The following is a 24,153-nucleotide window of genomic DNA, read 5'->3' as shown; positions in this document are numbered from 1 at the left end:
CAGGGGTGCGGAAGGCGGTACGGCGGATGAACCGGCGGCAGTGGTGGTGGGCGGGGGCCGTCGCCGCGACGGGGGCGCTGCTCGCCGCCGTGGTGGCCGCGCGCGGCCTCGAACTCGGCAACCAGGCGGCCTCGATCCTCGCCCTGCTGGTCTCCTTGGCGGGGCTCGGCCGGGAGACCGTCCGCGGCGCGGCGGACGAGGAGTCGGTGCACGGCCGCGCCGAGCACCTCGACCGGACCGCCCGCGACCTGGCCGAGGCGGTGGGCGAACAGTGGCGGGCCGAGGCCCGGCTGCGCCGCCTTCAGGACCCGGAACCCCTGCCGGTGCGGTGGACCCCGGCGGAGCCGCACCTCTCGGACCACTGGGCCAATGTCACCGCGGGCGCCGCCGGACCGCCCGACGGACCCTCGGCGCTCGCGGGCCACCTCGGCCACGTGGCCGGTACGTACGCCCTGGTGCCCTCCCGGCGCCTCGTGGTGCTGGGGGAGCCCGGCGCGGGGAAGACGGTCCTGCTCCTCCAGCTCGCCCTCGACCTGCTGGCCGGGCGCGGACCGGACGACCCGGTCCCGGTGATCTTCGGACTCGCCACCTGGGACCCGCGCACCCGGAGCCTGCCCGACTGGCTGGAGGAGCGGCTGATCGCGGGCTACCCGGCCACGGCCGCCCGGGACCCCGCGGGCGTCACCCGGGCCCGCCGGCTGCTCGAACTCGGCAGGGTGCTGCCCCTCCTCGACGGCCTGGACGAACTCCCGGAACCGGTGCGCCCGGAGGCCGTCCACGCCCTCAACCGCGACCTCGGCCGGGGCGATCCGATGGTGCTCACCTGCCGGGCGCGCGACTACGCGGACCTCGTGGCGGCCGCCGACGTGATCACCTCCGCCGCCGTGGTCGAACTGCGCCCGCTGTCCTGGGAGACCGTCGGCGGGTATCTCACCCGCACCGCGCCGCCGCGCCCGGGGTGTACGGCGGAGACCGCGTGGGCGCCCGTCCTGCGCGAGGTGGAGCAGGACCCCAGGGACGCGGTCTGCCGCACGCTGCGCACGGTGCTCGGCAGCCCGCTGATGGCCGGACTGGCACGCACCGTCCACAGCGGCACGCCGAACGACCCCCGGACGCTCCTGGAGCGCCGGTTCGCCGACCCGGCCGTACTGGAGGCGCACCTCCTCGACGGGTTCGTGCCCGCCGCCTACGGCGACCTCCCCGACGCCCCGGAGGCCCACGGCCCGGACGGGGCGATCGCGCGCCTCGCCTTCCTCGCCCACCACATGCAGCGGCGCGGCACCCGCGACCTGGCCTGGTGGGAGCTGCCGCCCGGGACACCGCGCGGCCTCGGCACCCTGACGAGGATCCTGCTGATCCTGCCCGTGGCCCTGTTCGCCTCCTACCTGGTGGCCCCCGACGCCGGCGCCCCGCTGCTCTGGCTGGAGGCGGCCGCCTTCGTCACCGGCATGGGCGGCGCCCACCAGCTGCTCTCCTACGTGACGGCGCCCGGCGCCGCCGGGGACCTCCGGCGGCTGGCGCCACGCGTCCTGGCCTGCCTCGCCACGCTCGCCGGACTCGGTGCCCTCACCGGGGCGTTCCGCCCGCTCGTCCACGAATCGGGGGAGTCCGGCTACTGGGACCCCCGGACGCACCCGACGAACCTCGTCCTGCAACTGGTGCTGCTCGGCGTCGCCAGCGCGGCGCTCGTCCGGGCCATGGACATGTCGCACACCCCGACCGCCCTGTCCCGCGCGTTCCGGGCCTCCCGCCGGACCGCGGCCGCACAGCTGCGGCGGCTGCTGCGGACCGTCCCGGTGGCGCTCGCGGCCGGTCTCGCGGCCGGTCTGGCGACCGGCGCCGTGTTCGGCGCCGCCCAGGCCGCGGTGACGGTCGCCAGGGCCTCGGCGCACCACGGCCTGCCCGCCGGAGGCACCCACCACGTCGCCCCCGACGGCTCCCGCTACACCGAGACACCGGACGGCTGGCGCTACGGGCAGCGCCGGGACGGCGCCCGGTACGTCGAGCTCCCCCGGCCGGTCCGGGGCGCGCTGACGCGCGACGCCGGCGGCCTGCCGCGCCTGTGGGACGGGACGAGGCTCCGGGGCGGCGCCGAGCGCTGGGAGGCGCTGCTGCGCACCAAGGCCGTGGACTGCCCCCGCTCCCCGGCCCCCTGCACCGGGTACGCGGGCCGCATCAGGCTCATGCTCTCCTCGAAGGGGTTCCGCGACGGCCGGGTGACCCGGGCGGCCGGTACGGGCGTGCGGGAGTCCCCGGCGGTCGAGTGGTACCTCGACCTGCCGGCCGTACGGAAGGCGGGCGGGCCCGTGGCGGAGGATCCGGACGCGCCGCCCGGCGAGCTCGCCCCGACGCCCGTGCGCTTCGCCCCGGGCGGTCCCGTCCTGGAGTGGCAGGCACGCGCGCCGCGCCGGGTGCTCGCGGCCCACGCCCTGGACAACTCCATCTCCGGCCAGCTGACGGTCGGTCTGGTCGTGGGGCTGGCGGCCGGCCTCCGCCGGTGGCTGTCCGCGCCGGCCGACGCCACCCGGGCCACCAGCCCGGCGGGGAGCCTGCACGGCGACCGCAGAGCGGCGCTGATCCGCAGCCTCGTCGTCGCGGCGCTGACCGCCGTGTTCCTGATCTGGCACATCTGGCGGTACGGAAGGGTTCAGTCCGGCTATGTGCCGCTGGCGTTCGGCGTCTTCGACCCGGGCGTCGCCTTCGCCATAGCCCTCCCCGCCGGTCCGATCTGCCTCTACGTGACCGCGTGGGGCCGCTCGATGACGGCGCGGGCCTGGCTGGCGGTGACCGGGCGGCTGCCCTGGCGGCTGATGGGCTTCCTGGCCGAGGCACACGCGAGGGGCGTGCTGCGGCAGGTGGGGGCGGTGTACCAGTTCCGGCACGCGCGGCTGCAGGAGCGGCTGGCGGCCGGGGGCGGGGTGCGGGACATCCCGGGGGCGCGGGACGGCAGTGCGGGGGAGCGGCGGCCGAGCGCGGTGGGGTGAGCGCGGGTTTGGCCGGGCGCGGTGGGCCGGGCGCGCTGGGACCGGCGGCGGGGCTCCGGCGTTCCCAGGCTGCCACCGGGCGGACGTGAAGCGGCCGCCCGGGGCCTTTCGGCGGACGGGATCCGGCCCGTCCCGGTGTCCGAGGGCGGCGTGGGCGGCGTGGGCGTCGCGTGGCGGGCCGGGGATCCCGGCGTCCGGCCGTGCCGGCCTCACGTGGCCGCCGCCACGCAGATCAGCAGGGCCACGACCGGTACCAGGGCCGCCCCGGGGCCCGGGCCGAGCTGGAGGAGAGTGCCGCACAGCGCGCCGGTGAGCATCGCCGCGAGGGACACGAGCCGGCGCGTGGTGGCGGGGCCCGGCGGGTCGGCGGCGAGTCCGGTGAGGGTCCTGGTGAGGACCGTGGTGGTGAAGTCCGGGACGGCGAGCCTGAGGACGACGGCGTTCTGCATGCCCATCCCGAGGGCGAGCAGGGCGGTGAGCACCGCCCGCGCGCCGGTCGACCGGTGGCCCGCGACGAGCGCCACGGCCAGCGCGGCCACGGCGAGCACGGCGTGGGCGGCGGTGACGGCCGTGAACAGCCGCCCGGAGTCCGGGACGCGCCGCGCCAGCCGGCCGGTCGTCCACGCCCCGGCCGTGAAGGCGCCGATGGCCAGCAGGGAGGCCCAGGCCGACAGGTTCGCGGCACCGGCCAGGGCGAACCCCAGGAAGACGACGTTCCCCGTCATGTTGGCGACGAAGACGTGGTTCAGGCCGAGATAGCTGACGGCGTCCACGATGCCGGTGACGACCGTCAGCAGGACGAAAGCGGCCGGCAGCGCGCCGTACTGGTTGGTGCCGCCGGGGAAGAGCCTGCCGGAGGCCCGGTGCAGGGTGCCGTGCATGTGGTTCATACCTTCTCTTCGGCGGGTGCCCGGCGCGGCACGAGCCGGACGGAGCGGGCGTATACCACCGGGGCGGGGGAGACGGGGGAGGAGCCGGAGGACGCGTGCCCCGCGACATCGTCCGCATCCGGTCCGTGTCGTGTACCGGGACGGTAACCGGCTGAGGACTTCGCGGAGCCGGCTCCGTACAGGGGGACGACGGCGCCGGTCCGGTCCGGGGCCACCACGACAGGGGGGATCTCACATGTTCCGCAAGCACACCGTGGCGATCGTGACGTCGGCCGCCGCCTGCGCCCTGCTGCTCACCGCCTGCGGCGGTGGCGACGACAAGGACTCCTCGGCGCCGGCCGCCGCGACCTCGGCGGCGGGCGCCGGGCAGTCCGCCGGGCAGGACCTGAACCTCCTCAGCGGCACCGCGAAGAAGAACAACGCCCCCGCCGGGACCGGCGACTGGGCCAACGAGCCCGGGAAGCCCGCGGTGAAGCCCGAGGCGACCCGCTGGGTGCAGCTCTCCGCGGCCAAGGCCGGAGCGCTCGACCCCGTGGTCGTCAACGGCGCGGGCTTCACCCTCTACCGCTTCGACAAGGACACGGCGAACCCGTCGAAGTCCACGTGCAACGGCGAGTGCGCGGTCACCTGGCCGCCGGTCGTCGTCGCGCCCGGCGGCAAGATCTTCCTCGACGGGGTCGACAAGTCGAAGGTCGGCGTGGTCAAGCGGGACGACGGCACCCGCCAGGTCACGGTCGGCGGCTGGCCGGTCTACCGCTTCGCCAAGGACACCCGGCCCGGCGACACCAAGGGGCAGGGCGTCGGGGGCACCTGGTTCGGCGTCACCCCGGACGGCAAGAAGGCCGGCACGGGGTCCGGGGACACCGGCACCGGTTCCCGGCCCGGACCCGCCGCCAGCGTCGTCCTCTTCGACGAGCGGAACTTCGGCGATCCCTCCCAGGGCCTGGCCGGGAAGGGCTGCCAGAACGTCGCGCGCGACGACGTGGCGTCCTCCCTCCAGGCCCGGGGCAGCCTCAAGATCTGGTCCGGGCGCGACTGCACCGGCAAGTCCAAGGTGGTCGACGGAGACGTCGCCGACCTCGCCGCGATCGGCTTCGACAACACCGTCTCCTCCGTCTTCTTCGGCTGACCACCGGCCCCTTGACCACACGGAAGCGGGCCCGCCCGGGTACGAGGTACCCGGGCGGGCCCGCCGCGCGGCGGCCGGTCCGGCCGGTCCTTCGGGCGAGGCGGTGAGGCGCCCGGTACGTCTGACGGCCGGCCCCCGCCCCGGCCGGCTGCCGGCCGCGGACCTGCCCGTCATCGCCCTGCCCGGCACCCGGGACGGGAGCCCCTGGGAGGCGGCCCTAGGAGGCGGTCCGAGGGAACCGGAGGGGCCCCGCCGGAGGGCGTCGCGATCGCGGGATCCGGCCGGACGGACGAGAATGGTGGGACCTACCCTCCTGCACGGCCAGGGGAAGGGAGGGCCGTGATGGGCATGTTCAGGTCGCCGGGACGGCGAAGGGACCTCCCGCCGGCCGGGGCCGCCGAAGACACCGGGACCGGGAACCTCCCGGACGGGTCCGGGGCGGCCGCACCCCCGAAGGACCCGGAGCTGCACGCCTGGGTGTCCGAGCACCTGGAGCTCCTCGACGCACGTCGCGCGGGGCTCAAGGACAGACGCTCCCGCAGGCTCATCGTCGGCGTCGCCCTGGTGGCCGTGGGATGCCTGGCCGCCGTCGGCATGGTCATCCTGTATGTGAAGCTCGACAAGGACACCCGCCCCCTCACCGTTCCGATCGCGCTGTACAGCCTGCTGGTCACGGCGCTGGGCGGCTTCATGCTGTCCGCCGCGGGCGAGGTGACGGTGGACATACAGAACATCGACGACGAGAAGGACCTCGTCGACTTCGAGCACCAGCCCGTGGACCTGTTCGCGTACAAGCTCTTCAGGCTGAACCAGCTACAGGTGAAACGGCATCAGAGCCAGACGCTGTCGCAAGGGCGCATCATCTTCCTGTTCGGCCTGTTCTGCATCCTGTCGGGCTTCGTCATCATCGGGTACAGCCTCAAACAGGTCAGCGGATCCGGCGAGGCCGACACCTCGGCAAAACTGATCACCGGCGGGGTGGGCGCGGTCGCCGGCATCCTGACGAATTTCGTGGCGTACATCTTCCTGCGGATGTTCCAGGAGACCTCGAAGCGGCTGACGGCGCAGCAGGACCGGCTGGTGACCACCCATTACCTCCATTTCGGCAATTATCTCGCCGCCAGAATCTCCAGGGACGACGACCTGCGCAACGAGACCCTGAGCTCCATGGCCAAGTCCCTGGCCGGTTCGTGCAGGAACAGGGAAGGCGCCGGAGCGGAGCCGCCGGGCGGTGACCTGAAGCCGGGCCCCGCCCACCCGGTCGTGTCCGGGCGGCCGGGCGACGTGGGGTGACGGGAGGTCCGGCCCCGTCCGCCGCCCCCGCCTCGGCCGGGCGATGGGGCCGGCTCGTCCGAAAGTACGGTCGTGGAGTCGTCAAGCATGCCGTAGGGCCACCAGGCATGCCGTAGGGCCGTCAAGTGTGCTGAATCGGTCTTCATGGGGCAATCTGCGAAGATCGCCCCATGAACCTTCGGCCCCGCTCGCTGTCCCGGCACTGGCCCACCCTCGCACCGGTCCTGGCGGCCGTCGTGCTCGCCCTGACCTGGGGGCGCGCCCTGCCCACCGGAATGGTGGTGCTGGTCAGCTGCTGTCTGGCCGCCGCGGTGCTGTCCGCCGTGCACCACGCGGAGGTGATCGCGCACCGGGTCGGCGAACCCTTCGGGTCGCTGGTGCTGGCCATCGCGGTGACCATCATCGAAGTGGCCCTCATCGTGACGCTGATGGCCGACGGAGGTGACAAGAGCAGCACACTGGCCCGGGACACGGTCTTCGCCGCGGTGATGATCACCTGTAATGGCATCGTCGGTCTGTCACTGCTGGTGGGAGCGCTCAAGCGCCGGGTCGCGGTGTTCAACGCCGAGGGCACGGGAGCGGCCTTCGGCACGGTGGCCACGCTCGCCGGCCTGAGCCTGGTCCTGCCGACCTTCACCACCAGCACCCCGGGGCCGCGGTTCTCCCCGGCCCAGCTGGTCTTCGCGGCCGTCGCCGCGCTGATCCTCTACGGGCTGTTCGTGGCCACCCAGACCATCCGGCACCGCGACTACTTCCTGCCCGTGACCGCCGAGGGCGAGGTCATCGACACCGACGACCACGCCGACCCGCCCTCGGCCCGCGCCGCGCTGACCAGCCTGGGCCTCCTCGCCGTCGCGCTGATCGCGGTCGTCGGCCTGGCCAAGGGGGTCTCGCCCACCATCGAGTCCGGGGTGGCCGCCGCCGGGCTGCCCGCCTCCGTCGTCGGTGTCGTCATCGCGCTGCTGGTCCTGCTGCCCGAGACGATCGCGGCCGTGCGCGCCGCCCGCCGCGACCGGGTCCAGACCAGCCTCAACCTCGGCCTCGGCTCGGCCATGGCCAGCATCGGCCTGACCATCCCCGCCGTCGCGGTGGCCTCCGTCTGGCTGGAGGGGCCGCTCGTCCTCGGCCTGGGCGCGACCCACATGGTGCTGCTGGCCCTCACCGTCGCCGTCGGCACCCTCACGGTGATCCCGGGGCGCGCCACCCCGCTCCAGGGCGGGGTGCACCTCTCCCTCCTGGCGGCCTATATCGTCCTCGCCGTCAGTCCCTGAGCCGTCGGGCCCTTCGCGCCATCGGTCCTCGGGGAGCCCCGGCGGCTCCGCGATACCGTGTGCGCCATGGAGATCTGGATCAATCCCGCCTGCTCGAAGTGCCGCGGCGCGGTCGGCCTGCTGGACGCGGAGGGTGCCGCGTACACCGTGCGCCGCTACCTGGAGGACGTACCGGACGAGGACGAGATCCGCGCCGTCCTCGGCCGGCTCGGGCTGGAGCCGTGGGACATCACGCGCACCCAGGAGCCGGAGGCCAAGGAACTCGGTCTCAAGGACTGGCCGCGCGACGAACCGGCGCGAGACCGCTGGGTCGCCGCCCTGGCCGCCCACCCCCGGCTGATCCAGCGCCCCCTCATCACCGCGGACGACGGCTCGGCCGTGGTCGGCCGCACGGAGGAGGCGGTGCGCGAGGCCCTGGCCAGGTCCGCGCGCGGCTGACCCGGACCACCCGCCGGCGGTACGGGACGGACGCCGGACCACCCCGTTCGTCCGTACCGCACCGGGCCTCAGGTTCAGCGCGGTACGGAGCGGGCCTGACCGGCGGTAATGGCCTGGTCACGGCCCTAATGGAGCGCCCCGTCGCGTTTGGATCCGCTCCTCGAATTACCGTACGATGACGGCCGTCGCTATTGCGTCCTCGGCGATCTCGTCGCCGACGGACGGGGAAATCGCTGTGCGAATTTCCCCGCCCCGTCACGCAAATCCCGGTGTGTTGCTCCCGGGGGCCCGATGTCGGCAAAGCCGACGGGGCCGGAATTCAGCGCGAGTGGCGGAACTCACTCCGTGCGCACTCGATCCGGAAAATGGCGCCGTCGGTCGGCGCGAGCCAATGCAGCAGGTATGGCAGCCGCACGACCGGAGAGTCGCTCAAGGCTGCCTCCAGATCTTGTCTCCCGGCAGAACGGAAAAGCACGTCGTGGACCTGAGCGCGGCCAATCGAAAGGGCCTGAGCCTCTTCGCCCTGATCATGATCGGGCTGGGGTCGATCTTCGGCTCCGGCTGGCTCTTCGGGGCCGGTCAGGCGGCGCAGGTCGCGGGGCCCGCCGCCCTGGTCGCCTGGGTGATCGGCGCCATCTTCATCGGCATGATCGCCATGTCGTACGCCGAGGTGGGCGCCGCCTATCCGCTGCCGGGGGCCATGGCCAGGTTCGGCTCCCTCTCGCACGGCCCGGTGCTGGGCTTCATCACCGGCTGGGCGGTGTGGATAGCGACCGCCTCGCTGATCCCGATCGAGGCCATCGCGGGCACCCAGTACATGTCCTCGTGGAGCTTCGGCTGGGCCCGCGGGCTGGTCGCCGACGGCAGCCTCTCCGGCACCGGCATCGCGATGGCCCTGTTCCTGACCGTCGCCCTGTGGCTGGCCTGCTACTGGTCGGTCGAGCTGCTGGCACGGGCCAACAACCTGCTGACCCTGGTCAAGTTCGCCATCCCGGTCCTCGCGGTCGCCGCGCTCATCGCCTCCGGCTTCCACACCGAGAACTTCACCTCGCACGGCGGCTTCGCCCCCAACGGCTGGTCCGCCGTCCTCACCGCCGTCAGCGCCTCCGGCGTCGTCTTCGCCTTCAACGGCTTCCAGGCCGTCGTCAACCTCGGCGGCAACGCCAAGAACCCCGGCCGGGCCATCCCCCTCGCCCTCGTCGGCGCCCTCTCCCTCGGCCTGGTGATCTACCTGGCCCTCCAGGTCGCCTTCCTCGGCGCCGTCCCCCCGGAAAAGCTCGCCGAGGCCGGCGGCTGGAGCGGTGTCAACTTCTCCTCGCCCTTCGCCGACCTCGCCAAGCTGCTGATGCTGCACTGGGTCGTCACCATGCTCCAGTTCGGCGCCTTCATCTCGCCCAACGGCGCCAACATCGGCAACGTCGCCTCGGCCGCCTACCTGGCCCAGAACCTCGCCGACACCGGCTTCTTCCCCAAGAAGATCGCCGAGGTGCACCCCCGCTACGGCGTCGCCCGCCCCGCCATGTGGCTCAACCTGGGCTTCTCCGTCCTGCTCCTGCTGACCATCGGCCACAGCTGGGAGGCCCTGGCCAGCGTCGTCTCCGCGGCGATGGTCGTCTCCTACCTCATGGGCCCCATCGCGGTCGGCGTCTTCCGGCAGACCAAGCCCGACCTGCCCCGCCCCTTCCGGCTGCCCGCCGCCAAGGTCCTCTGCCCGCTCATCTTCGCCTTCGCGGCCTGCGCCCTGTACTGGTCGAAGTGGCCCAACACCGGCAAGGTGACCCTGCTGACTCTGCTCTCGGTCCCCATCGCCGCGCTCGTACTGCGCCGCAAGGGCGAGACCGACCTGCGCAGGCAGTTCGCCCCGGCCTGGTGGATGATCGGATTCCTGCTGTGGATGTCCCTGCTGTCGGCCCTCGGCAGCGAGGAGTTCGGCGGCCACGGGGTGCTTCCCGGCGGTGTCGACATCGCGCTGGTCGGGCTGTCGGCCCTGGGCTTCTACTTCTGGGCGGTACGGGCTGGGGTGCGGGCTCATGAGGCGGGGTTGCCGGGGGCTGATCCGCTCGGTGCGGATGCCGACGCCGCGGCCGTGACCCATGCCGACGTCCCTCGTCAGGGCAGCCCTGCGGGGACCACGGTCTCCTAGGGGTCGCCTGCGGCGGGCTTGTTCCCCACCCCGCCCCTTCCCGAACCGGGGCTCCGCCCCGGACCCCGGTCCTCAAACGCCGGACGGGCTGATTTGTTGCCCGGAACGGGCGGAAAATTCAGCCCGTCCGGCGTTTGAGGACACCGCGCGGAGCGCGGAACGGGGGCCCGGGGATCTCCCCGGTTACGGGAAGGGGCGGGTAGGGGAAAGAACCCCCGCCCGCCCACAAGCCGCACGCCCCACTGTGGCAGGCTGCCCCAAGACGCCCGCAGGTCAGGCTGCCGGGCCGGAGCAGCAGGAAGCGCGGCGAAACACATGTCGAACCGATCGGGCCGGGCATCCGCCCCCGCCGTCCACCGAGACGCCGTCGCCGCCGAGACCGCCGCGTTCGTCGCGGCGGTCAAGGATGCCGATCTCGCCACCCCGGTGCCCGGCTGCCCGGGCTGGACGCTCGCCGACCTCGTCCGGCACACCGGCAGTGTGCAGCGCTGGTTCTCCGTGCTCCTGCGCGGGCGCATCCAGGAACCGCCGCGCAGCCGCGACGTGGAGCTGCGGCTCCCGGCGAGCGAGGACGGCTACCCGGACTGGCTGGCGGACAGCGCCGCCGAGGCCGCGAGCGCCTTCGCCGAGCTCGACCCGGACGCCCCGATGTGGGCCTGGGGAGCCGACCAGCACGCCAGGTTCTGGATCCGCCGGATGCTGTTCGAGACCCTGGTCCACCGCACCGACGCGGAGCGCGCCCTCGGCCTCAGCCCCGTGATCGACCGCGACCTGGCCGCCGACGGCGTCGACGAGTTCCTCGTCAACCTGCCCCACGCCGCGTTCTTCGCCCCCAAGGTGGCCGAGCTGCGCGGGGCCGGAGAGACCCTGCGCTTCCGGTGCGCCGACGGCGACGGCGACTGGCTCGTCCGCCTCGGCTCCGACGGCTTCACCGTGGAGACGGGCCCGTACCCGGAGGCCGCGCACCCGGCCGCCGACGTGTCCGTCCAGGGGGCCGCCGCGGATCTGCTGCTGTTCCTGTACGGGCGCCTCGGCCCCGACTCGGACGCCCTCCGGGTGGAGGGGGACGAGGAGCTGCTGATGCGCTGGTCCGCGAACTCCGCGTTCTGAGACGAAGGGGGCGGCACCCCGGTCAGCCCGCGGCCACCAGCACATTGATCAGCGCCCCGTGGCCGTACATGCTGACGATGCCGCTCTCGCCCGACGCGAAATAGCGGACCAGACAGCCCGCCGGCCTGCCCGCGACGACGTACGGGCCGAGGAGCGGGGCGATCGTCGCGGGACGGGTGCCGGACCCCGTCCCGTCGGTCACCTCTGTCGCGCACCGCCCCGCCTCCACGTACTCCTGGGCAATGCTGTCCTCCTCCCGCAACGCCCGCCCCACGGCGCGCTCCCACACCGCGGGGTCGGTGGACGGCCCCAGGAGCACGCCGTCGCCGCACATGCCGACGGCCTTCTTGAGCACGAAGCATGCCCGTCGGCGCAGCAGCAGCTCGCCCAGGTCGTGCTCCCGGCCGCGCCAGCCGACGCGGCGGTCGCGGACCACCCTGGTCCAGGGGAGGTAGCGGCGCACCAGCGCCCGGTCGGCGCCGGTCATCCAGGGCAGCCCCTCCGACACCCACCCGAGAACCTTCTTGTTGGAGATCAGGAAAGCGGTCTGCGGCGCCAGGAAGAGGCACCCGGCGTCGAGCGCCCGGCGTACCGGCGCCAGGTCGATGCCGTGCTCGCGCCATTCGGTGACCGTGAAGTGCCGCAGGCCCAGGGGGAACCGGAAGCCGCCCGTGGGGTCGTACGCCCGGTCCAGCTCCTCCGGTTCGAAGAACTCGGCCCGGAAGCCGTGCCGCCGCAGGTGGTCGACCTCGACGTCGAAGTAGCGGGCGCTGCCCACCCCGGGCAGGTCGCGGACCGTGCCCAGCAGGGCGACGGCCGGGGGCAGCCGCAGCTCCTCGCCGACCGCGGCGAAGAGCCGGCGGCGCGCCCCGAACAGCGAAGGGCCGTCGAAGGGCGGGGCGCCGCCGTACACGCGGCGCCAAGCCCGCGTCATCATGTGCGTGTGGACGGCCCCGCCGACCGCCCCACCGACGTTGAACTCCAGGAACCGCGGACCGTCCGCACCGATCACCGCGTCCGGGCGGGCCATACAGCCGCAGTAACGCTCCTCCAGCCGCGCGTCGACGAACAAGGGGTGCAGCGACTCGTCCACGCCCAGCGCGGCCATCCGGTGCCGCGCCGTGGGCCCGCTCGCCAGCAGGGCCCGGCGGAGGAGGTCCAGCAGCCGCGCGGCCGCGCCGTACAGCTCCGCGGCGCTGCCCGGGGGGACGAGCAGCGGCCGGGCCGACACCAGCCCCTCGTGGAAGCCCAGGTCGCGCATCTCCTCGACGAGGACCTCCCGGACGAGGGCCGGGCCCGGCCGGTCCGGAAGGTACGAGCCGAACCAGGGGTGGTGCCCCGCCGTCGCCGTCATGATCTCTCCCTCAGATCCCTCGGGTCCCTCAGGCCCGTCCCGCCGTGTCCCGCAGGAAGGTGTCCAGCGGTAGGTGCCGGGCGCGGCGTACGCCCGGGCACCGCCACGCCAGTTCGGTACGGGGCGGCCGGTCCGCGTCATGGGGGTACAGGGCCTCCAGGCCGTCGTCGCCGCAGGCGAGCACCGGGTTCGCCACCAGGAGGTCCCGTACCGCCGGGGTGTCCCGCAGGACACGGAGCACTAGCCGTTTGCCGCCGAAGTGGTCGTCCGGCAGCCGGCACTCCGGATGGAACCGCTGCTTGAACTGGAAGATCCCCTTACTGAGGAAGGGCTCGCAGCCGGACAGGTCGACGTGGGAGAAGCCGTGCGCCTCCGCCCACTCCAGCGCGAAGTGCGTCAGCGCCCGTACGGCGCCGTCCGCGTAGTGCCGCTCCGCGCCGCCGAGGACGCCGAGCAGCCGCATCGTCAGGACGCGCGGCCGGGTGAGGGCGCACAGCACCCCGGCCACCCGGGTGCCGTCCTCGACCAGGAAGAAGAGGATCCCCCTCCGGAAGAGGCATTCGTAGGCGAGGCCGGCGGGCAGTCCCCGGGTCGCGTCGCCGTGCCGGCGCCGCATGGTGGGCAGGTGCATCCGCTGGTAGAAGTGGTCGAAGGCGCGCGGATCGGCGCAGGTCTCCCACGTCCACCCCCGGGCGGCGCGCCGGGCGCGGAAGGTCCGGCGCTCGCGCGCGGAGATCCGGGCGCGCAGGGCCTCGGGCCCGTCGCCCACGGGGACGACGAGCCGCACCCGGAACGGCAGCACGAGCGTGGCCGGCCCCGGTGGGGGCACCCGCCGGGCGGGGAGCCCGGACAGCCGGACGTCCACGGGCGCGCCGGGCCGCGTCTCCCGCGTCTCCACGCCCCGCTGCCGGAGGAACGGCAGCACGTGCCGCGAGCCGTCGCCCAGCCCCTCGTAACACAGCCGCACCGGGCTGTGCGGCGGCGAGCAGGCCGTCAGGCGGGCGTGCACGGCGCCGTCCCACCGGACGCGCACGCCCGCCAGCCGGGGAGCCGTGTCCCACGCGTACCGCGCCCGCAGCAGCGCGCGGGACGGCGGCGCCGACCTGGCCGGGACCGGGGGACGCTCCTCGCCCGTCACGCCTTCGCCCCTTCCCCGGGTGCCCGGTGGCGGTAGACGGACACGCACCCCGGGCTGTCGGCGCTCATCGGCGACCCCTTCCAGTCGGCCGCGCGGGCCAGCGGCACCAGCCCCGCCGCCGCGGCCATCAGATCCAGCTCGCCGGGCCACACATAGCGGATGACCGACCGGTACGAGACGGTGTCGCCGTCCGTGACGACCACGGTGCGCCGGTCCATCACCTGGGTCACCGGGTCGCAGTCGACCAGGGAGAAGCGGAACCGGTCCTCCTCGGTGTGGAAGTGCCGGGCGGAGATCCCGGGGGAGACGCCGGCGGGGATCTGGTGGTCGACGACGAGGCGGCCGCCGGGTGCCAGATGGCGGGCGGCGACGGCGAGGCAGGCGGTCTGCCGGGCCTGGTCGGGGAGGCAGAAGAGGCTGTTGAAGACGGAGTAGACGAGAGTGAACCGGCGGCCCAGGTCGCAGTCGGCCATGTCCGCGAGCACGGTGCGCACCAGGTGCCCGCCGGGCTTTCCGCGCAGCCGGCGCAGCATCTCGGGCGAGCTGTCCACCCCGTGGACGCGGACGCCGCGCCGGGCGAGGGGTATGGCGATACGGCCGGTGCCGACGCCCAGTTCGAGGGCCTCGCCGCCGGCTCCGAAGCGCGCCAGCGCCGCCACGGCCGCCGTGCCGTCGCCGAACTCCGGGGGGTACCAGTCGTCGTAGACCTCGCCGAACGTCCGGCCGTAGTCGCCGATGCCGGGTCCGCCCGGGGGCGGGGTCTCCTCGTCCGTCGTCACGCCCGCTCCGCCTCTCCTCGTCCTTCCGCTCCGGTCCTTCCGCCGCGGATTCAGCCGCCCGGGGGCGGCTTCAGCCGCTCGACCTGCGGGATCGCGGCCGCCACGACCTCCTCGAAGGCCGTGACGTCCCCGGCGAACACCCCCGAGGGCCTGGGCCGGTGGAGGACCAGGTCGGTGAAGCCCAGCGCGGCGCACTCCGCCGCGAAGCCGAGCAGCCGGTCCACGGAGTCCGTGAGACCGGGGACCAGCCGGCTGCCGAGCACCATGCGGCCGGCCTCCGCCGGGGCGCGGCCGGCCTGTTCGCAGGCGTCCCCGAACAGGGCGGACTGCCGGGCCAGGAGGGGCAGCACCTCGGCCTCGGGGAGCTCGCCGGGCCCGGCGGCGGTGCCATGGGTCACCCAGCCCTGCCCGTGCCGCGCCGCCAGCCGCATGCCGCGCGGCCCGGTCGCCGCGATGATGAAGGGGAGGCGGGGGCGCTGCACACAGCCGGGGATCGTACGGGCGCCCCGGGCGGTGTAGAAGGGGCCTTCGTGGTCGGTGCGGTCCTGGCCGAGCAGCCGGTCCGTCAGGGCGACGAACTCCTCGAAGCGGGCGGCCCGCCGGGCGGGGGAGAGCGGGGGGCCGCCCAGCGCGCGGGCGTCGGAACCGGCCGCTCCGGCGCCGAGACCCGCGACGGCCCTGCCGCCCGCGATGTGGTCGAGCGTCATGAGCTCCTTGGCCAGCACCGCCGGGTGCCGGAGGTTCGGGGTGGCGACGAGGGGACCCAGCCGGATCCGGGTGGTGACCGCGGCGACCGCGGCCAGCAGTGGTATCGCGCCGAACCACGGTGCGTCGCGCAGCGAGCGCCAGGAGAGGTGGTCGTACGTCCAGGCGTGGTGGAAACCGAGCTCCTCGGCGCGCAGCCAGTGCCGGCGGGCGGCCGGCCAGGGGTGTTCGGGGAGGATCACGATCCCGGTGCGCATCCTCGCCGCCTCATCGCCGGGCGGCCGCGTGGAGCGCGTCCGCGACGTCGGAGACGCTTGTGGCGGTCCGCCGCGCGGTGGGCGGCAGCGGCGCGAAGTCGTCGGCCGTGTAGGAACCGCTGCCGTGCACGACGACCTCGTCGGCCTCCACCAGGCCGCGTTCGACGGCGAGCAGCGTGCCCGTCACCGCCATGACCAGCGACCACTCGCGCAGCCGCGCCGGGTCGGCGGGCAGCGGCACCCCGGCGGGCGCCACCAGGGCGCGGACCTCCGCGTACCGCCCGAGGCACTCGTGCCGGGAGACGACCAGGCCGCCGCCGCCCTGGGCCCGGACGATCTCGCTCATCGCGGGGGCCGTGGCGGGCGACCTGGTGTAGAAGGTGGGGTCGACGGTCTCCGCCGGGTCGTCGGCGACGGAGGGGAAGCGCGGGTTCCGGTCCTGCGTGAAGAGGCCGGTCGCGCCGTCCCGGGCGTACGCGGGGAGCCCTTCCTCCGGGTGCAGGTCGAGCACCATATCGGGGGTGGCGAGGTGCTGGATCAGGAGGTAACCGGGCGCCGGGCGCGCCGCGCCCGGCCTTTCCGCGGCGAGGAGTCCGGTGCCGAAGTGGTGGCCGAGGAGCCCGAAGGCGCTGGACACGGCGTGGGAGTGCCAGCGGACACCGGCGGGCGGCGGCAGGAACTCGTCCTCGAACCAGGCCCGTACGGTGTCCGGGGCGCGGTAGTTGTCGAGGTCGAGGGTGTGCCAGACGCGGACGCCGGTCAGCCGCTCGATCCGGGCCGCGGGCTCCCCGGCGGCCTCGCCCGCCAGGGCCTTGACGGCGGCGCCGGCACCGGCGTGCACCAGCACCGGATTGCGGCGGCGCAGCTCCCGGTCGTCGGAGAGTCCGGACCGCCACACCTTGTGGGCGGACTCCGCGGGGACCACGCAGGCGATGCGCAACTCGTCGCGGGTGACCAGGCCGTGGCCGACGGCGCGCAGGACGGCGTCGCGCAGGGCGGTGGCCTTGTTCGCGGAGGAGGGCGTGAGGAGCATCAGGGGCTCCCCGGTCTCCCGTACGTGGTGCGCGGCGCGGGCCACGATGACCAGCGAGGCCATGGTCTTCGTGGTTCTCGTCCCGGGATTGCGCATCAGGTCCAGCAGGGTGAGCCGCACCCCGTGGTGCTCGCCGAGTCCGGTCGCCGCCAGGCCGGATACGGACAGGAAGTCATGGAACCGGTCGGTCGGGGGAGGCAGCAGGGGGCCGGGGGAGAAGCCCTTCCGGGCGTCGGCGCCGCGGCTCTCCGCCACATGATGGAGAGCCGTCTGGACGCGGTCGTAGTAATGGCTTATCGCATTGTCCAGAACTGTTGGCCCATGTGCTCCCATCGGCCCCTCCCGTACCGCCGAGCCCGGTGGGCGGCTTTCCGGAATGTCCTTGAGCATGTCCGATCACCCATGCTAGACCCCGTAATGTCCCTCTCCGGGGGTTACGGAGAAGCTGGTGAGATGTGGCCGGATAGTGACTCTCTGCCCGAAAAGGCCGGTGTCTCTTCCCGGGGCCGACGCACACTGACGGAGTGAGTCGCTCATCAGGACGGCCCGCACCGCCGTCGCCGCCCTCCGCACCCGTGCCCCCGGCCGCGCCGGCTCCGCTCCGCGACCGGAACTTCCAACTCCTCTCCTGGGCCCGGACGGTGTCCGTCCTCGGCAATGGATTCGCCCGGGTGGCCCTGGCGTTCGCCGTGCTGGAACTGCCCGGCGCCACCCCGGGGAAACTCTCCCTGGTGCTGGCCTGCCAGATGCTTCCCCAACTGCTCTTCGTCCTGGTCGGCGGCGTCATAGCGGACCGAATACCCCGTATACGCCTCATGGTCGTCGCGGAGACCACCGGCGCGCTCGCCTACGCCGGCCTCGCCGTCATGACCCTGACCGGGCACGCGCCGCTCCCCGCCATGGCCCTGCTCGCGGCGACGGCCGGGACCGCCACCGCGCTCTTCTCCCCGGCCATGACCGCCGTGGTCCCGGAGATCGTCGCCCGCGACCGGCTGACGGAGGCCAACGCTCTGCTGCGGATGGGCACGAACGTCGCCATGGTGCTCGGCCTGGCCCTGTCCGGGACCGTCGTCGCCTGGGCGGGCGCGGGCTGGGCGCTGGCCCTCGACGCGCTCTCGTTCCTGGTGAGCGCCGTGCTGATCGCCGCCGTCCGGCCGGTCCGGGCCCACCGCCGGCGCGCCGGCTCCGGGTGGGGCGACCTCCGGGACGGCTGGCGCGAGTTCACCTCCCGGCAGTGGCTGTGGGTCGTGGTGGCCCAGTACGCGTTCGTCGTCGCGGCCGTCAACGCCACGGTGGGCGTCCTGGGCCCGCTGGCGAGCGGCCGGAGCCCCGCCGGGGCGCGCGAGTGGTCCCTCGTCGTCGCCGCGCAGGCGGTGGGCACGCTCGTGGGCGCCGCCATGGCGATCCGGCTCCGCGCGCGGCGCCCCGTCCTGGTCGCCGTGCTGGCCACCTTCCCCGCGGCGTCGCCCATGGTGCTGCTGGGGGCGGGCGCCCCGGTCTGGGCGACCGCCGTGTCGGCGTTCGCCGCGGGCGTCGCGGGCGACGTCTTCGGGGTTCTGTGGGCGACGACGCTGCAACGCGAGGTGCCCGTCGGTGCCCTCTCCCGGGTCAGCGCCTACGACTGGTTCGGCTCCCTGGCGTTCGCCCCGCTCGGCCTGCTGGTGGCCGGTCCGGTCGCCGCGGCCACCGGCCCCCGTACCGCGCTGCTGGGCTGCGCCGGCCTCGTCGTCCTCGCCACCTCGGCGGCCCTGCTGTCCCCGGAGGTGCGCCGTTTCCCGGCCGGGCGCCGGGCGGCGGGGACCTGATCCGCCCCCCGGCGGCCCGGTGGCGCCGGTGCGGTTGGATGGGGCCATGAACACGACGCTCGAGGTCCTTCCCGCCCTGTCCCGGACCGATCTGATGGCCCCTTCCGTCGCCGCCGCGCTCGGCCGCTGGACGGAGGAGGACGCCGCCCGGGTGGAGATCGCCGGCATCGACCCCGCGCTCTCGGACACCGTCGAGTTCTGCGAGGCGTACGGCGTGCCCCTGGCGGACTCCGCCAACTGCGTGGTCGTCGCCGCGAAGCGGGGCGGGGCGACGACCTACGCGGCCTGTGTGGTCCCCGCCACGGGCCGGGCCGACGTCAACGGACTGGTGCGGCGGCACCTCGGCGCCCGGAAGGTGTCGTTCGCGCCCATGGACGCCGTGCTGGCGGACACCGGTATGGAGTACGGCGGCATCACGCCCGTCGGGCTGCCGGAGGGCTGGCCGGTCCTGGTGGACGCCGAGGCCGCCGCGCACCCCGGGCTCGTGGTGGGGTCCGGGATCCGGGGCTCCAAGCTCTGGGTCCCCGGCCCGCTGCTCGCCGGCCTGCCGGGCGCCCGGGTCCTTCCGGGTCTGGGCGTGGCGGTGGCGTAGCACGCCCCGGGTACGCCGAAGGCCGGTCGCCCTCCTCTCCGGGAGGGCGACCGGCCTTCGTGGCGAGTGGCGGGACTCAGCGCTTCGCGGCCGCCCGCTGCTGGACGTACCCGACCAGGGCCAGGGCCAGCGCCAGACCGCCCGTGGAGTACAGCTGGACGCGGGTGTCGGACTCCAGGCCCATCAGGACCAGCGCACCGGCCACCCCGGCCAGCGTCACCCAGGTCAGATACGGGAAGGCCCACATCCGCACCACCAGCTGCCCGGGCGCCTCGCGCTCCATCCGGCGGCGCAGCAGCAGCTGCGAGGCGGCGATGAAGCCCCACACGATCAGCACGACGCCGCCGACCATGTTCAGCAGCCAGGCGAAGACCGTGGTGGGCCACCAGTACGACAGCAGGACGGCGAAGAAGCCGAACGCGGACGACGCCAGCACCGCGCGGCGCGGCACCCCGCCGGAGACCTTGGCCAGGGCCTTCGGCCCCTGGCCGCGCGACACCAGCGAGTAGGCCATGCGCGAGGAGCCGTAGATGTTGGCGTTCATCGCCGACAGCAGCGCGATCAGGACGACCACGTTCATGATCTGGCCACCGGCGGGGACGTTCAGGCGGTCGAGCACGGCGGCGTACGGGCCGCTCTCCGTGACGGACTCGTCGTTCCACGGCAGCAGCGTGACGATCACCAGCATCGAGCCGACGTAGACGACGCCGATCCGCCACATCGTCGTCCGCACGGCCTTGGCCACGCCGTCGACCGGGTTCTCGGACTCGGCGGCCGCGATGGTCACCGTCTCCAGGCCGCCGTACGCGGCGAGGGAGGCCAGCAGCCCGATGAGCAGCCCGTCCATGCCGTTGGGCAGGAAGCCGCCGTCGTGCAGCAGGTGCGCGGCGCCCGGGGAGTCGCTGCCGGGCAGGACGCCCAGGATCGCGAGCAGGCCCAGGACCAGGAAGGCCGCGATGGCGGCGATCTTCAGCGCGGCGAACCAGAACTCGAACTCGCCGAAGTTGGAGACCGCGGCCAGGTTGCTGCCGCAGAAGAACGCCATGAAGATCAGCACCCACATCCAGGACGGGGTGCCCGGCAGCCAGCCCTGCACGATGTGCGCCGCGCCGATCGCCTCGATCGCCACGCCCACCACCAGCAGGGTCCAGAACATCCAGCCGGCGGTGAAGCCCGCCCACCGCCCGATCGCGCGGTCGGCGTGCACCGAGAAGGAGCCCGAGACCGGATTGGCGGCGGACATCTCGCCGAGCATGCGCATCACGAACATCACGAGCAGCCCGGATACGGCGTAGGCCAGCACGATCGACGGACCGGCCGAGGCGATGCCGGCGCCGGAGCCCACAAAGAGGCCCGCGCCGATGACACCGCCGAGGGCGATCATCGAAAGGTGCCGCTGCTTGAGTCCGTTCGACAGCGGGGAACCCTGCTGCGGTGACGTCTCGGTCGGCGGGGGAGGGGACGGGACTGTCCGGCTCATGGTCGTACCTGTCCAATATGCGAGATCGGGGGTTACGAGTATGGGCAAGTGGGCGAAGACCCGACCCGCCTGTCCGATATTCGGACGATCGCCTTACGCAGCGTGATCGTCCCGCGCCAGAGCTCCGGCAGGGCCCGGGCCGGCCGGGATGGCTCGGGGGGCCTGCATGGCGCGAACCTCTCACGCGTCACACCGGCCCCACCAGTGCCGATCACGTCGTTACGGAGCACCGTCTGGCCGGATTTATGCGCTCGATCACGCCGTCCGGCCGGGAGGGGGGACAGAGGGTCACAAGGTCTCCCGGCCCGCTCCGGGGAAGCCGGGCGCCCGTGCGGGGCGGAGGCCCGGAAGATGAGGTCGCCCGGCGCGCTCGGAGGGGAGCCCGGGGGCGGGCGGCGACGCTGTGAGGCGCGCGCCGGACCGTGTGCGCCGGGCCGTGCGCGCCGCTCGGACATTGGCCGGTTCTCCCTGTGATCACCGTCGGCCGGGTGGGCAGGCTGAACCCGGCCGGTACCGGCCGGACGACAGCGACGAGCGAGGTCAGCACCGATGAGCCAGGACACCAGCACCCCGGGCGCGGGCGAGGACGCGACGCGCCGCTACTACGACTCCTCCGACGTCGACGCCTTCTACCGCTCCATCTGGGGCGGCGAGGACATCCACACCGGCATCTACCGGCACCCGGAGGAGCCCGTCGCGGACGCCTCCCGCCGCACGGTCGAACGGCTGGCGGACCGGCTCGCCGACCGGCTGGGCCCCGGCCGCTCCGTACTGGACCTGGGCTCCGGCTACGGCGGGACCGCCCGCTATCTCACGGAGCGTTTCGGCTGCCGGGTCGTCGCGCTCAACCTCAGCGCCGCGCAGAACGAGCGGCACCGCGCCACCAACGCGGAGCGCGGCCTGGACGGTCTCGTCGAGGTCGTCACCGGCTCGTTCCACGACGTCCCTTTCCCAGACGGCCACTTCGACGCCGTCTGTTCCCTGGAAGCCCTCTGCCACAGCGACGACCGGGACAAGGCACTGGGCGAGGCGGTACGGGTCCTCCGGCCCGGGGGCGCGCTGGCCTTCACCGACATCATGGCCGCGGAGGACGTCCCCGCGGAGGAGCTCCGCCCGGCGGTGGCCCGGCTCGGCGTGGAGACGCTGGCGACCCCGTCCTCGTACCACCGCAGGCTCACCGAACTCGCGCTGTCGGAGGTCGGCTTCGAGGACCACAGCGAGCAGCTGCTCACGCATTACACACGGCTGACGGCGGAAACGGGGGTGCGGGAGGGGGAGTTGCGGCGGGTCATCAGCGGCGGGTACGTCGATCATCTGCTGGAGAACCTGCCGGTGTGGGTGGGGATCGTGCGTGGCGGGAAGCTGCGCTGGGGGGTGATGCACGGGCGGCGGCCGGTGTAGCGGCCCGCGGCGCCGGGCCGCTGCGCGGGGCTTTTCCCCACCCCGCCCCTTCCCTCCCCCAGCTACCGCTGGGAGGTGCCCCCATCCGGGGGCTCCGCCCCCGGGCCCCCTTTTCCGCGCTCCGCGGTGTCCTCAATCGCCGGACGGGCTGATTTTCAGCCCGTCCGGGGGCACCTCCCAGCGGTAGCTGGGGGAGATTGAGGACCGGGGTCCGGGGCGGAGCCCCGGTTCGGGAAGGGGCGGGGTGGGGAACAGGCCCGCGCAGCGGCCCGTACCCGTGCCGCGCCTTCGACGATGAGGGGCACCCGTGACCGACACCTCCACCCCGCTCCAGCCGATACCCGAGGACTTCAAGGACGCCGTCGCCTTCGCGCTCGGCCAGTACGACGCCATCCGCGCCTTCGCGGCCGGCGCCGTCGCGGCGGGTGTGTCCGGCGTCTTCCTCGTCGGCTGCGGGGGCGCGCTGGCCGACGCCTGCCCGGCGCACTTCGTGCTGGAGGCCGGGGCGCCGTTCCCGGTCCGGTGCATGACCAGCGCCGAGTTCACCCACCGCAGACCGGCCACCCTGGGCAAGGGCTCGGTCGTCCTGGTCAGTTCGCACACGGGGACCACCAAGGAGTCCCTCGCCGCCGCGGGCCTGGCCCGCGCGGCCGGAGCCCGCGTCGTCGCCGTCACCCGCACCGCCGGCAGCCCGCTCGCCGCGACGGCGCACACGGCGTGGACCTACCGGAGCAACGACACCGTCGTGCCTCCCCGGCAGGTCCTGCTCGGCCAGTTCGCCCACGCGTTCCTCGAAGCGGCCGGCGCGGAGGGGGACCACGCCGCCGTCCGCACCGGGTACGAGGTGCTGCCCGACGCGCTGTACTCGGCGCTGGAGGAGACCGAGGAGTCCAACCACGCCCTCGCCACCGCGCTGGCCGACGAGCCCGTCACCTACGTGCTGGGCTCGGGGCCCAACTACGGCGAGGCGTACGCCTTCGCCATGTGCCACCTGCTGGAGAAGCAGTGGAAGCACGCCGCCGCGTTCCACGCGGGCGAGTTCTTCCACGGCGCCTTCGAGATCGTCACGGCGGAGCAGGCCGTCCTGCTCCTGCTGGGCGAGGACGCGACCCGTCCGGTGGCCGAGCGCGCGCGGGCCTTCCTCGACCGGCACACGAAGAGGCACCACTACATCGACACGGCGGAACTGAGCCTGCCGGGCGTCCCCGGGGCGGCGCGGGCGGCGGTCGGGCCCCTGGCGCTCGCGACGGTGACGACGCGGTTCTCCCAGCACCTGGAAGCCGTGCGGGGGCACGGCCCGGACAAGCGGCGCTATATGTTCCGGATCGACTACTGACGGGCCCTCGCGCGCCGGGCGGCTCCTCCCCGGGGGCCGCCCGGCGGTCCGTACGACTCCCTTGCCCAGGTGGCCCATTCGCCCGTGGAACGACCCGGCACCCCCCTCGCCGACGAAGATCATCCGGGGTGCAGAATGAGCCGTATGGCGATATCCAACACCCCGAAGACGGCGACGCCCGACGACGCCCGGTTCATCGGCGGCACTCTGGCCGGCGCCTTCGGCGACGACCCGATGATGCGCTGGTTCTTCCCCGAGGACTCCACTCGCGAGGCAGGGCTGGGCCGGTACTTCTCGACCCTCTTCACCCGGCAGTACCTCCGGCACGGCGTGTGCGAGCGCACCGACGCGGCGGCCGCCTTCTGGGTGGCGCCGGAGGGCCAGGAGAAGGCCGTTCCCGACGCGGAGACCGTCCAGGAGCTCCAGGAGATCCTCGGCGACCGGGCCGGGCTGTTCCGCGACGCCGTCGAGGCCGCCGCCGAACACGCACCGCAGGAACCCCACTGGTACCTCGCGGTGATCGGCGCCGACCCGGCCGCCCGGGGTCAGGGCCACGGGGCCGCCCTGCTGCGCTCGGGGCTGGCCAAGGCCGACGAAGCGGGCATGCCCGTCTACCTGGAGTCCTCCAAGCCGTCCAATCTCCCCGTCTACGAGCACTTCGGCTTCACCGTGCTCGGCGAGGCGCGGCTGCCCGGCGGCGGGCCCGAGCTGTGGGCCATGCGGCGCGCGCCCCGCCCCGTGGCCGGTGCCTGAGGGTCACCCGAGGGGCCGTTGACGGCCCTTGGGCCCTGAGCGGCGGCGGAAGCCCCGCGCTGTGGCGGACGACGGACGGCTCCTCGGCCGTCCCCGGTCGCCATGGCGCGCACCGCCGCCACGGCCGGCCGGTCGGCGGGGGCGTACCTCGCCGTACCGGGCGTACCTCGCCGTACCGCCCCCCGGATCCGCCGCGCCCCACGAACGTCACGGCTGCACTCTGGCGTCGCGCCTTCCCTCAGCCCTACCTTGGCCACGCTAG

Annotated in this window: 19 protein-coding genes; 12 read left to right on the top strand and 7 right to left on the bottom strand. The window is 74.2% G+C overall.

The features are described 5' to 3' along the window. Positions 1-26 precede the first annotated feature (26 nt). Positions 27-2,984, top strand: coding sequence for an NACHT domain-containing protein (locus AF335_RS20950; protein WP_102919957.1), 2,958 nt, complete (start codon positions 27-29; stop codon positions 2,982-2,984). 209 nt (positions 2,985-3,193) lie between these two features. Here the strand turns inward: AF335_RS20950 and AF335_RS20945 are convergent, their stop codons facing one another. Continuing rightward, the gene (locus AF335_RS20945) at positions 3,194-3,874 is read right to left on the bottom strand and encodes a YoaK family protein (RefSeq protein ID WP_228773169.1); all 681 of its coding nucleotides are present in this window, start codon (positions 3,872-3,874) and stop codon (positions 3,194-3,196) included. A gap of 235 nt (positions 3,875-4,109) precedes the next feature. On the opposite strand from AF335_RS20945, the gene AF335_RS20935 reads away from it, so the two are divergent. The 6 genes from AF335_RS20935 to AF335_RS20910 all read left to right on the top strand — a co-directional run bounded on the left by AF335_RS20935 (position 4,110) and on the right by AF335_RS20910 (position 11,258). Then, the gene (locus AF335_RS20935) at positions 4,110-5,003 is read left to right on the top strand and encodes a hypothetical protein (protein ID WP_102919954.1); all 894 of its coding nucleotides are present in this window, start codon (positions 4,110-4,112) and stop codon (positions 5,001-5,003) included. Positions 5,004-5,480: 477 nt separating this feature from the next. Continuing rightward, on the top strand, positions 5,481-6,296 hold the full coding sequence (locus tag AF335_RS20930) for a TRADD-N-associated membrane domain-containing protein (protein WP_102919953.1): 816 nt from the start codon (positions 5,481-5,483) through the stop codon (positions 6,294-6,296). A 170-nt stretch (positions 6,297-6,466) separates the two neighbouring features. Next, complete coding sequence (locus AF335_RS20925) at positions 6,467-7,567, top strand: calcium:cation antiporter (protein WP_102919952.1); 1,101 nt, start codon at positions 6,467-6,469, stop codon at positions 7,565-7,567. 66 nt (positions 7,568-7,633) lie between these two features. Further along, positions 7,634-8,005 (top strand): arsenate reductase family protein, encoded by a 372-nt coding sequence (locus AF335_RS20920; RefSeq protein ID WP_102919951.1) that lies wholly within the window; start codon positions 7,634-7,636, stop codon positions 8,003-8,005. 478 nt (positions 8,006-8,483) lie between these two features. Then, positions 8,484-10,148, top strand: a complete 1,665-nt coding sequence (locus tag AF335_RS20915; RefSeq protein WP_102919950.1) for an APC family permease — start codon at positions 8,484-8,486, stop codon at positions 10,146-10,148. A gap of 315 nt (positions 10,149-10,463) precedes the next feature. Further along, entirely contained in the window at positions 10,464-11,258 is a 795-nt protein-coding gene (locus AF335_RS20910) for a maleylpyruvate isomerase family mycothiol-dependent enzyme (protein ID WP_102919949.1), read from the top strand. A 22-nt stretch (positions 11,259-11,280) separates the two neighbouring features. Here AF335_RS20910 and AF335_RS20905 read toward each other — a convergent pair whose 3' ends face one another. From AF335_RS20905 to AF335_RS20885, 5 genes are read right to left on the bottom strand one after another with little or no spacing between them, the layout of a single operon-like run. Then, entirely contained in the window at positions 11,281-12,612 is a 1,332-nt protein-coding gene (locus AF335_RS20905) for a hypothetical protein (protein ID WP_102919948.1), read from the bottom strand. A 28-nt stretch (positions 12,613-12,640) separates the two neighbouring features. Then, the gene (locus tag AF335_RS20900) at positions 12,641-13,750 is read right to left on the bottom strand and encodes a GNAT family N-acetyltransferase (RefSeq protein ID WP_102919947.1); all 1,110 of its coding nucleotides are present in this window, start codon (positions 13,748-13,750) and stop codon (positions 12,641-12,643) included. Beyond that, positions 13,747-14,529: a class I SAM-dependent methyltransferase gene (locus tag AF335_RS20895; RefSeq protein WP_170127766.1), complete on the bottom strand. Its 783-nt coding sequence runs from the start codon at positions 14,527-14,529 to the stop codon at positions 13,747-13,749. The genes AF335_RS20900 and AF335_RS20895 overlap by 4 nt, the downstream gene beginning before the upstream one ends. A gap of 50 nt (positions 14,530-14,579) precedes the next feature. Beyond that, the gene (locus tag AF335_RS20890; RefSeq protein WP_102919946.1) at positions 14,580-15,491 is read right to left on the bottom strand and encodes an LLM class flavin-dependent oxidoreductase; all 912 of its coding nucleotides are present in this window, start codon (positions 15,489-15,491) and stop codon (positions 14,580-14,582) included. A gap of 10 nt (positions 15,492-15,501) precedes the next feature. Beyond that, complete coding sequence (locus AF335_RS20885; RefSeq protein WP_184743349.1) at positions 15,502-16,857, bottom strand: DUF6002 family protein; 1,356 nt, start codon at positions 16,855-16,857, stop codon at positions 15,502-15,504. A gap of 191 nt (positions 16,858-17,048) precedes the next feature. Here AF335_RS20885 and AF335_RS20880 point away from each other — a divergent pair, with 191 nt between their 5' ends. Together AF335_RS20880 and AF335_RS20875 are read left to right on the top strand one after the other, a co-directional pair. Beyond that, entirely contained in the window at positions 17,049-18,329 is a 1,281-nt protein-coding gene (locus AF335_RS20880; protein ID WP_211304129.1) for an MFS transporter, read from the top strand. Positions 18,330-18,375: 46 nt separating this feature from the next. Continuing rightward, positions 18,376-18,921 carry a YbaK/EbsC family protein gene (locus AF335_RS20875; protein ID WP_102919943.1) on the top strand — a complete coding sequence of 182 codons (546 nt, stop codon included), beginning with the start codon at positions 18,376-18,378 and terminating at the stop codon, positions 18,919-18,921. 76 nt (positions 18,922-18,997) lie between these two features. Here AF335_RS20875 and AF335_RS20870 read toward each other — a convergent pair whose 3' ends face one another. After that, positions 18,998-20,401 carry an amino acid permease gene (locus tag AF335_RS20870; protein WP_102919942.1) on the bottom strand — a complete coding sequence of 468 codons (1,404 nt, stop codon included), beginning with the start codon at positions 20,399-20,401 and terminating at the stop codon, positions 18,998-19,000. A gap of 549 nt (positions 20,402-20,950) precedes the next feature. Here AF335_RS20870 and AF335_RS20865 point away from each other — a divergent pair. The 3 genes from AF335_RS20865 to AF335_RS20855 all read left to right on the top strand — a co-directional run bounded on the left by AF335_RS20865 (position 20,951) and on the right by AF335_RS20855 (position 23,891). Further along, positions 20,951-21,802, top strand: coding sequence for an SAM-dependent methyltransferase (locus tag AF335_RS20865; RefSeq protein ID WP_102919941.1), 852 nt, complete (start codon positions 20,951-20,953; stop codon positions 21,800-21,802). Between the two features lie 307 nt (positions 21,803-22,109). Then, positions 22,110-23,138 carry an SIS domain-containing protein gene (locus tag AF335_RS20860; protein ID WP_102919940.1) on the top strand — a complete coding sequence of 343 codons (1,029 nt, stop codon included), beginning with the start codon at positions 22,110-22,112 and terminating at the stop codon, positions 23,136-23,138. A 135-nt stretch (positions 23,139-23,273) separates the two neighbouring features. After that, the gene (locus AF335_RS20855; protein WP_170127765.1) at positions 23,274-23,891 is read left to right on the top strand and encodes a GNAT family N-acetyltransferase; all 618 of its coding nucleotides are present in this window, start codon (positions 23,274-23,276) and stop codon (positions 23,889-23,891) included. The last annotated feature ends 262 nt before the right edge of the window (positions 23,892-24,153 follow it).

This window comes from Streptomyces eurocidicus (genome assembly GCF_002891295.1).
Taxonomy (GTDB): Bacteria; Actinomycetota; Actinomycetes; order Streptomycetales; family Streptomycetaceae; genus Streptomyces; species Streptomyces eurocidicus.
Note: the sequence above shows the minus strand (reverse complement) of the source record. Positions and strands in the feature narration are given on the sequence as shown.

What these genes read in the sequence shown, in the direction of transcription:
- AF335_RS20910 (WP_102919949.1), top strand. Translation starts at nt 10,464, where the DNA reads ATGTCGAACCGATCGGGCCGGGCATCCGCCCCCGCCGTCCACCGAGAC.
- AF335_RS20935 (WP_102919954.1), top strand. Translation starts at nt 4,110, where the DNA reads ATGTTCCGCAAGCACACCGTGGCGATCGTGACGTCGGCCGCCGCCTGC.
- AF335_RS20865 (WP_102919941.1), top strand. Translation starts at nt 20,951, where the DNA reads ATGAGCCAGGACACCAGCACCCCGGGCGCGGGCGAGGACGCGACGCGC.
- AF335_RS20950 (WP_102919957.1), top strand. Translation starts at nt 27, where the DNA reads ATGAACCGGCGGCAGTGGTGGTGGGCGGGGGCCGTCGCCGCGACGGGG.
- AF335_RS20870 (WP_102919942.1), bottom strand. Translation starts at nt 20,401, where the DNA reads ATGAGCCGGACAGTCCCGTCCCCTCCCCCGCCGACCGAGACGTCACCG.
- AF335_RS20890 (WP_102919946.1), bottom strand. Translation starts at nt 15,491, where the DNA reads ATGCGCACCGGGATCGTGATCCTCCCCGAACACCCCTGGCCGGCCGCC.
- AF335_RS20875 (WP_102919943.1), top strand. Translation starts at nt 18,376, where the DNA reads ATGAACACGACGCTCGAGGTCCTTCCCGCCCTGTCCCGGACCGATCTG.
- AF335_RS20945 (WP_228773169.1), bottom strand. Translation starts at nt 3,874, where the DNA reads ATGAACCACATGCACGGCACCCTGCACCGGGCCTCCGGCAGGCTCTTC.
- AF335_RS20925 (WP_102919952.1), top strand. Translation starts at nt 6,467, where the DNA reads ATGAACCTTCGGCCCCGCTCGCTGTCCCGGCACTGGCCCACCCTCGCA.
- AF335_RS20855 (WP_170127765.1), top strand. Translation starts at nt 23,274, where the DNA reads ATGAGCCGTATGGCGATATCCAACACCCCGAAGACGGCGACGCCCGAC.
- AF335_RS20920 (WP_102919951.1), top strand. Translation starts at nt 7,634, where the DNA reads ATGGAGATCTGGATCAATCCCGCCTGCTCGAAGTGCCGCGGCGCGGTC.
- AF335_RS20905 (WP_102919948.1), bottom strand. Translation starts at nt 12,612, where the DNA reads ATGACGGCGACGGCGGGGCACCACCCCTGGTTCGGCTCGTACCTTCCG.
- AF335_RS20885 (WP_184743349.1), bottom strand. Translation starts at nt 16,857, where the DNA reads ATGGGAGCACATGGGCCAACAGTTCTGGACAATGCGATAAGCCATTAC.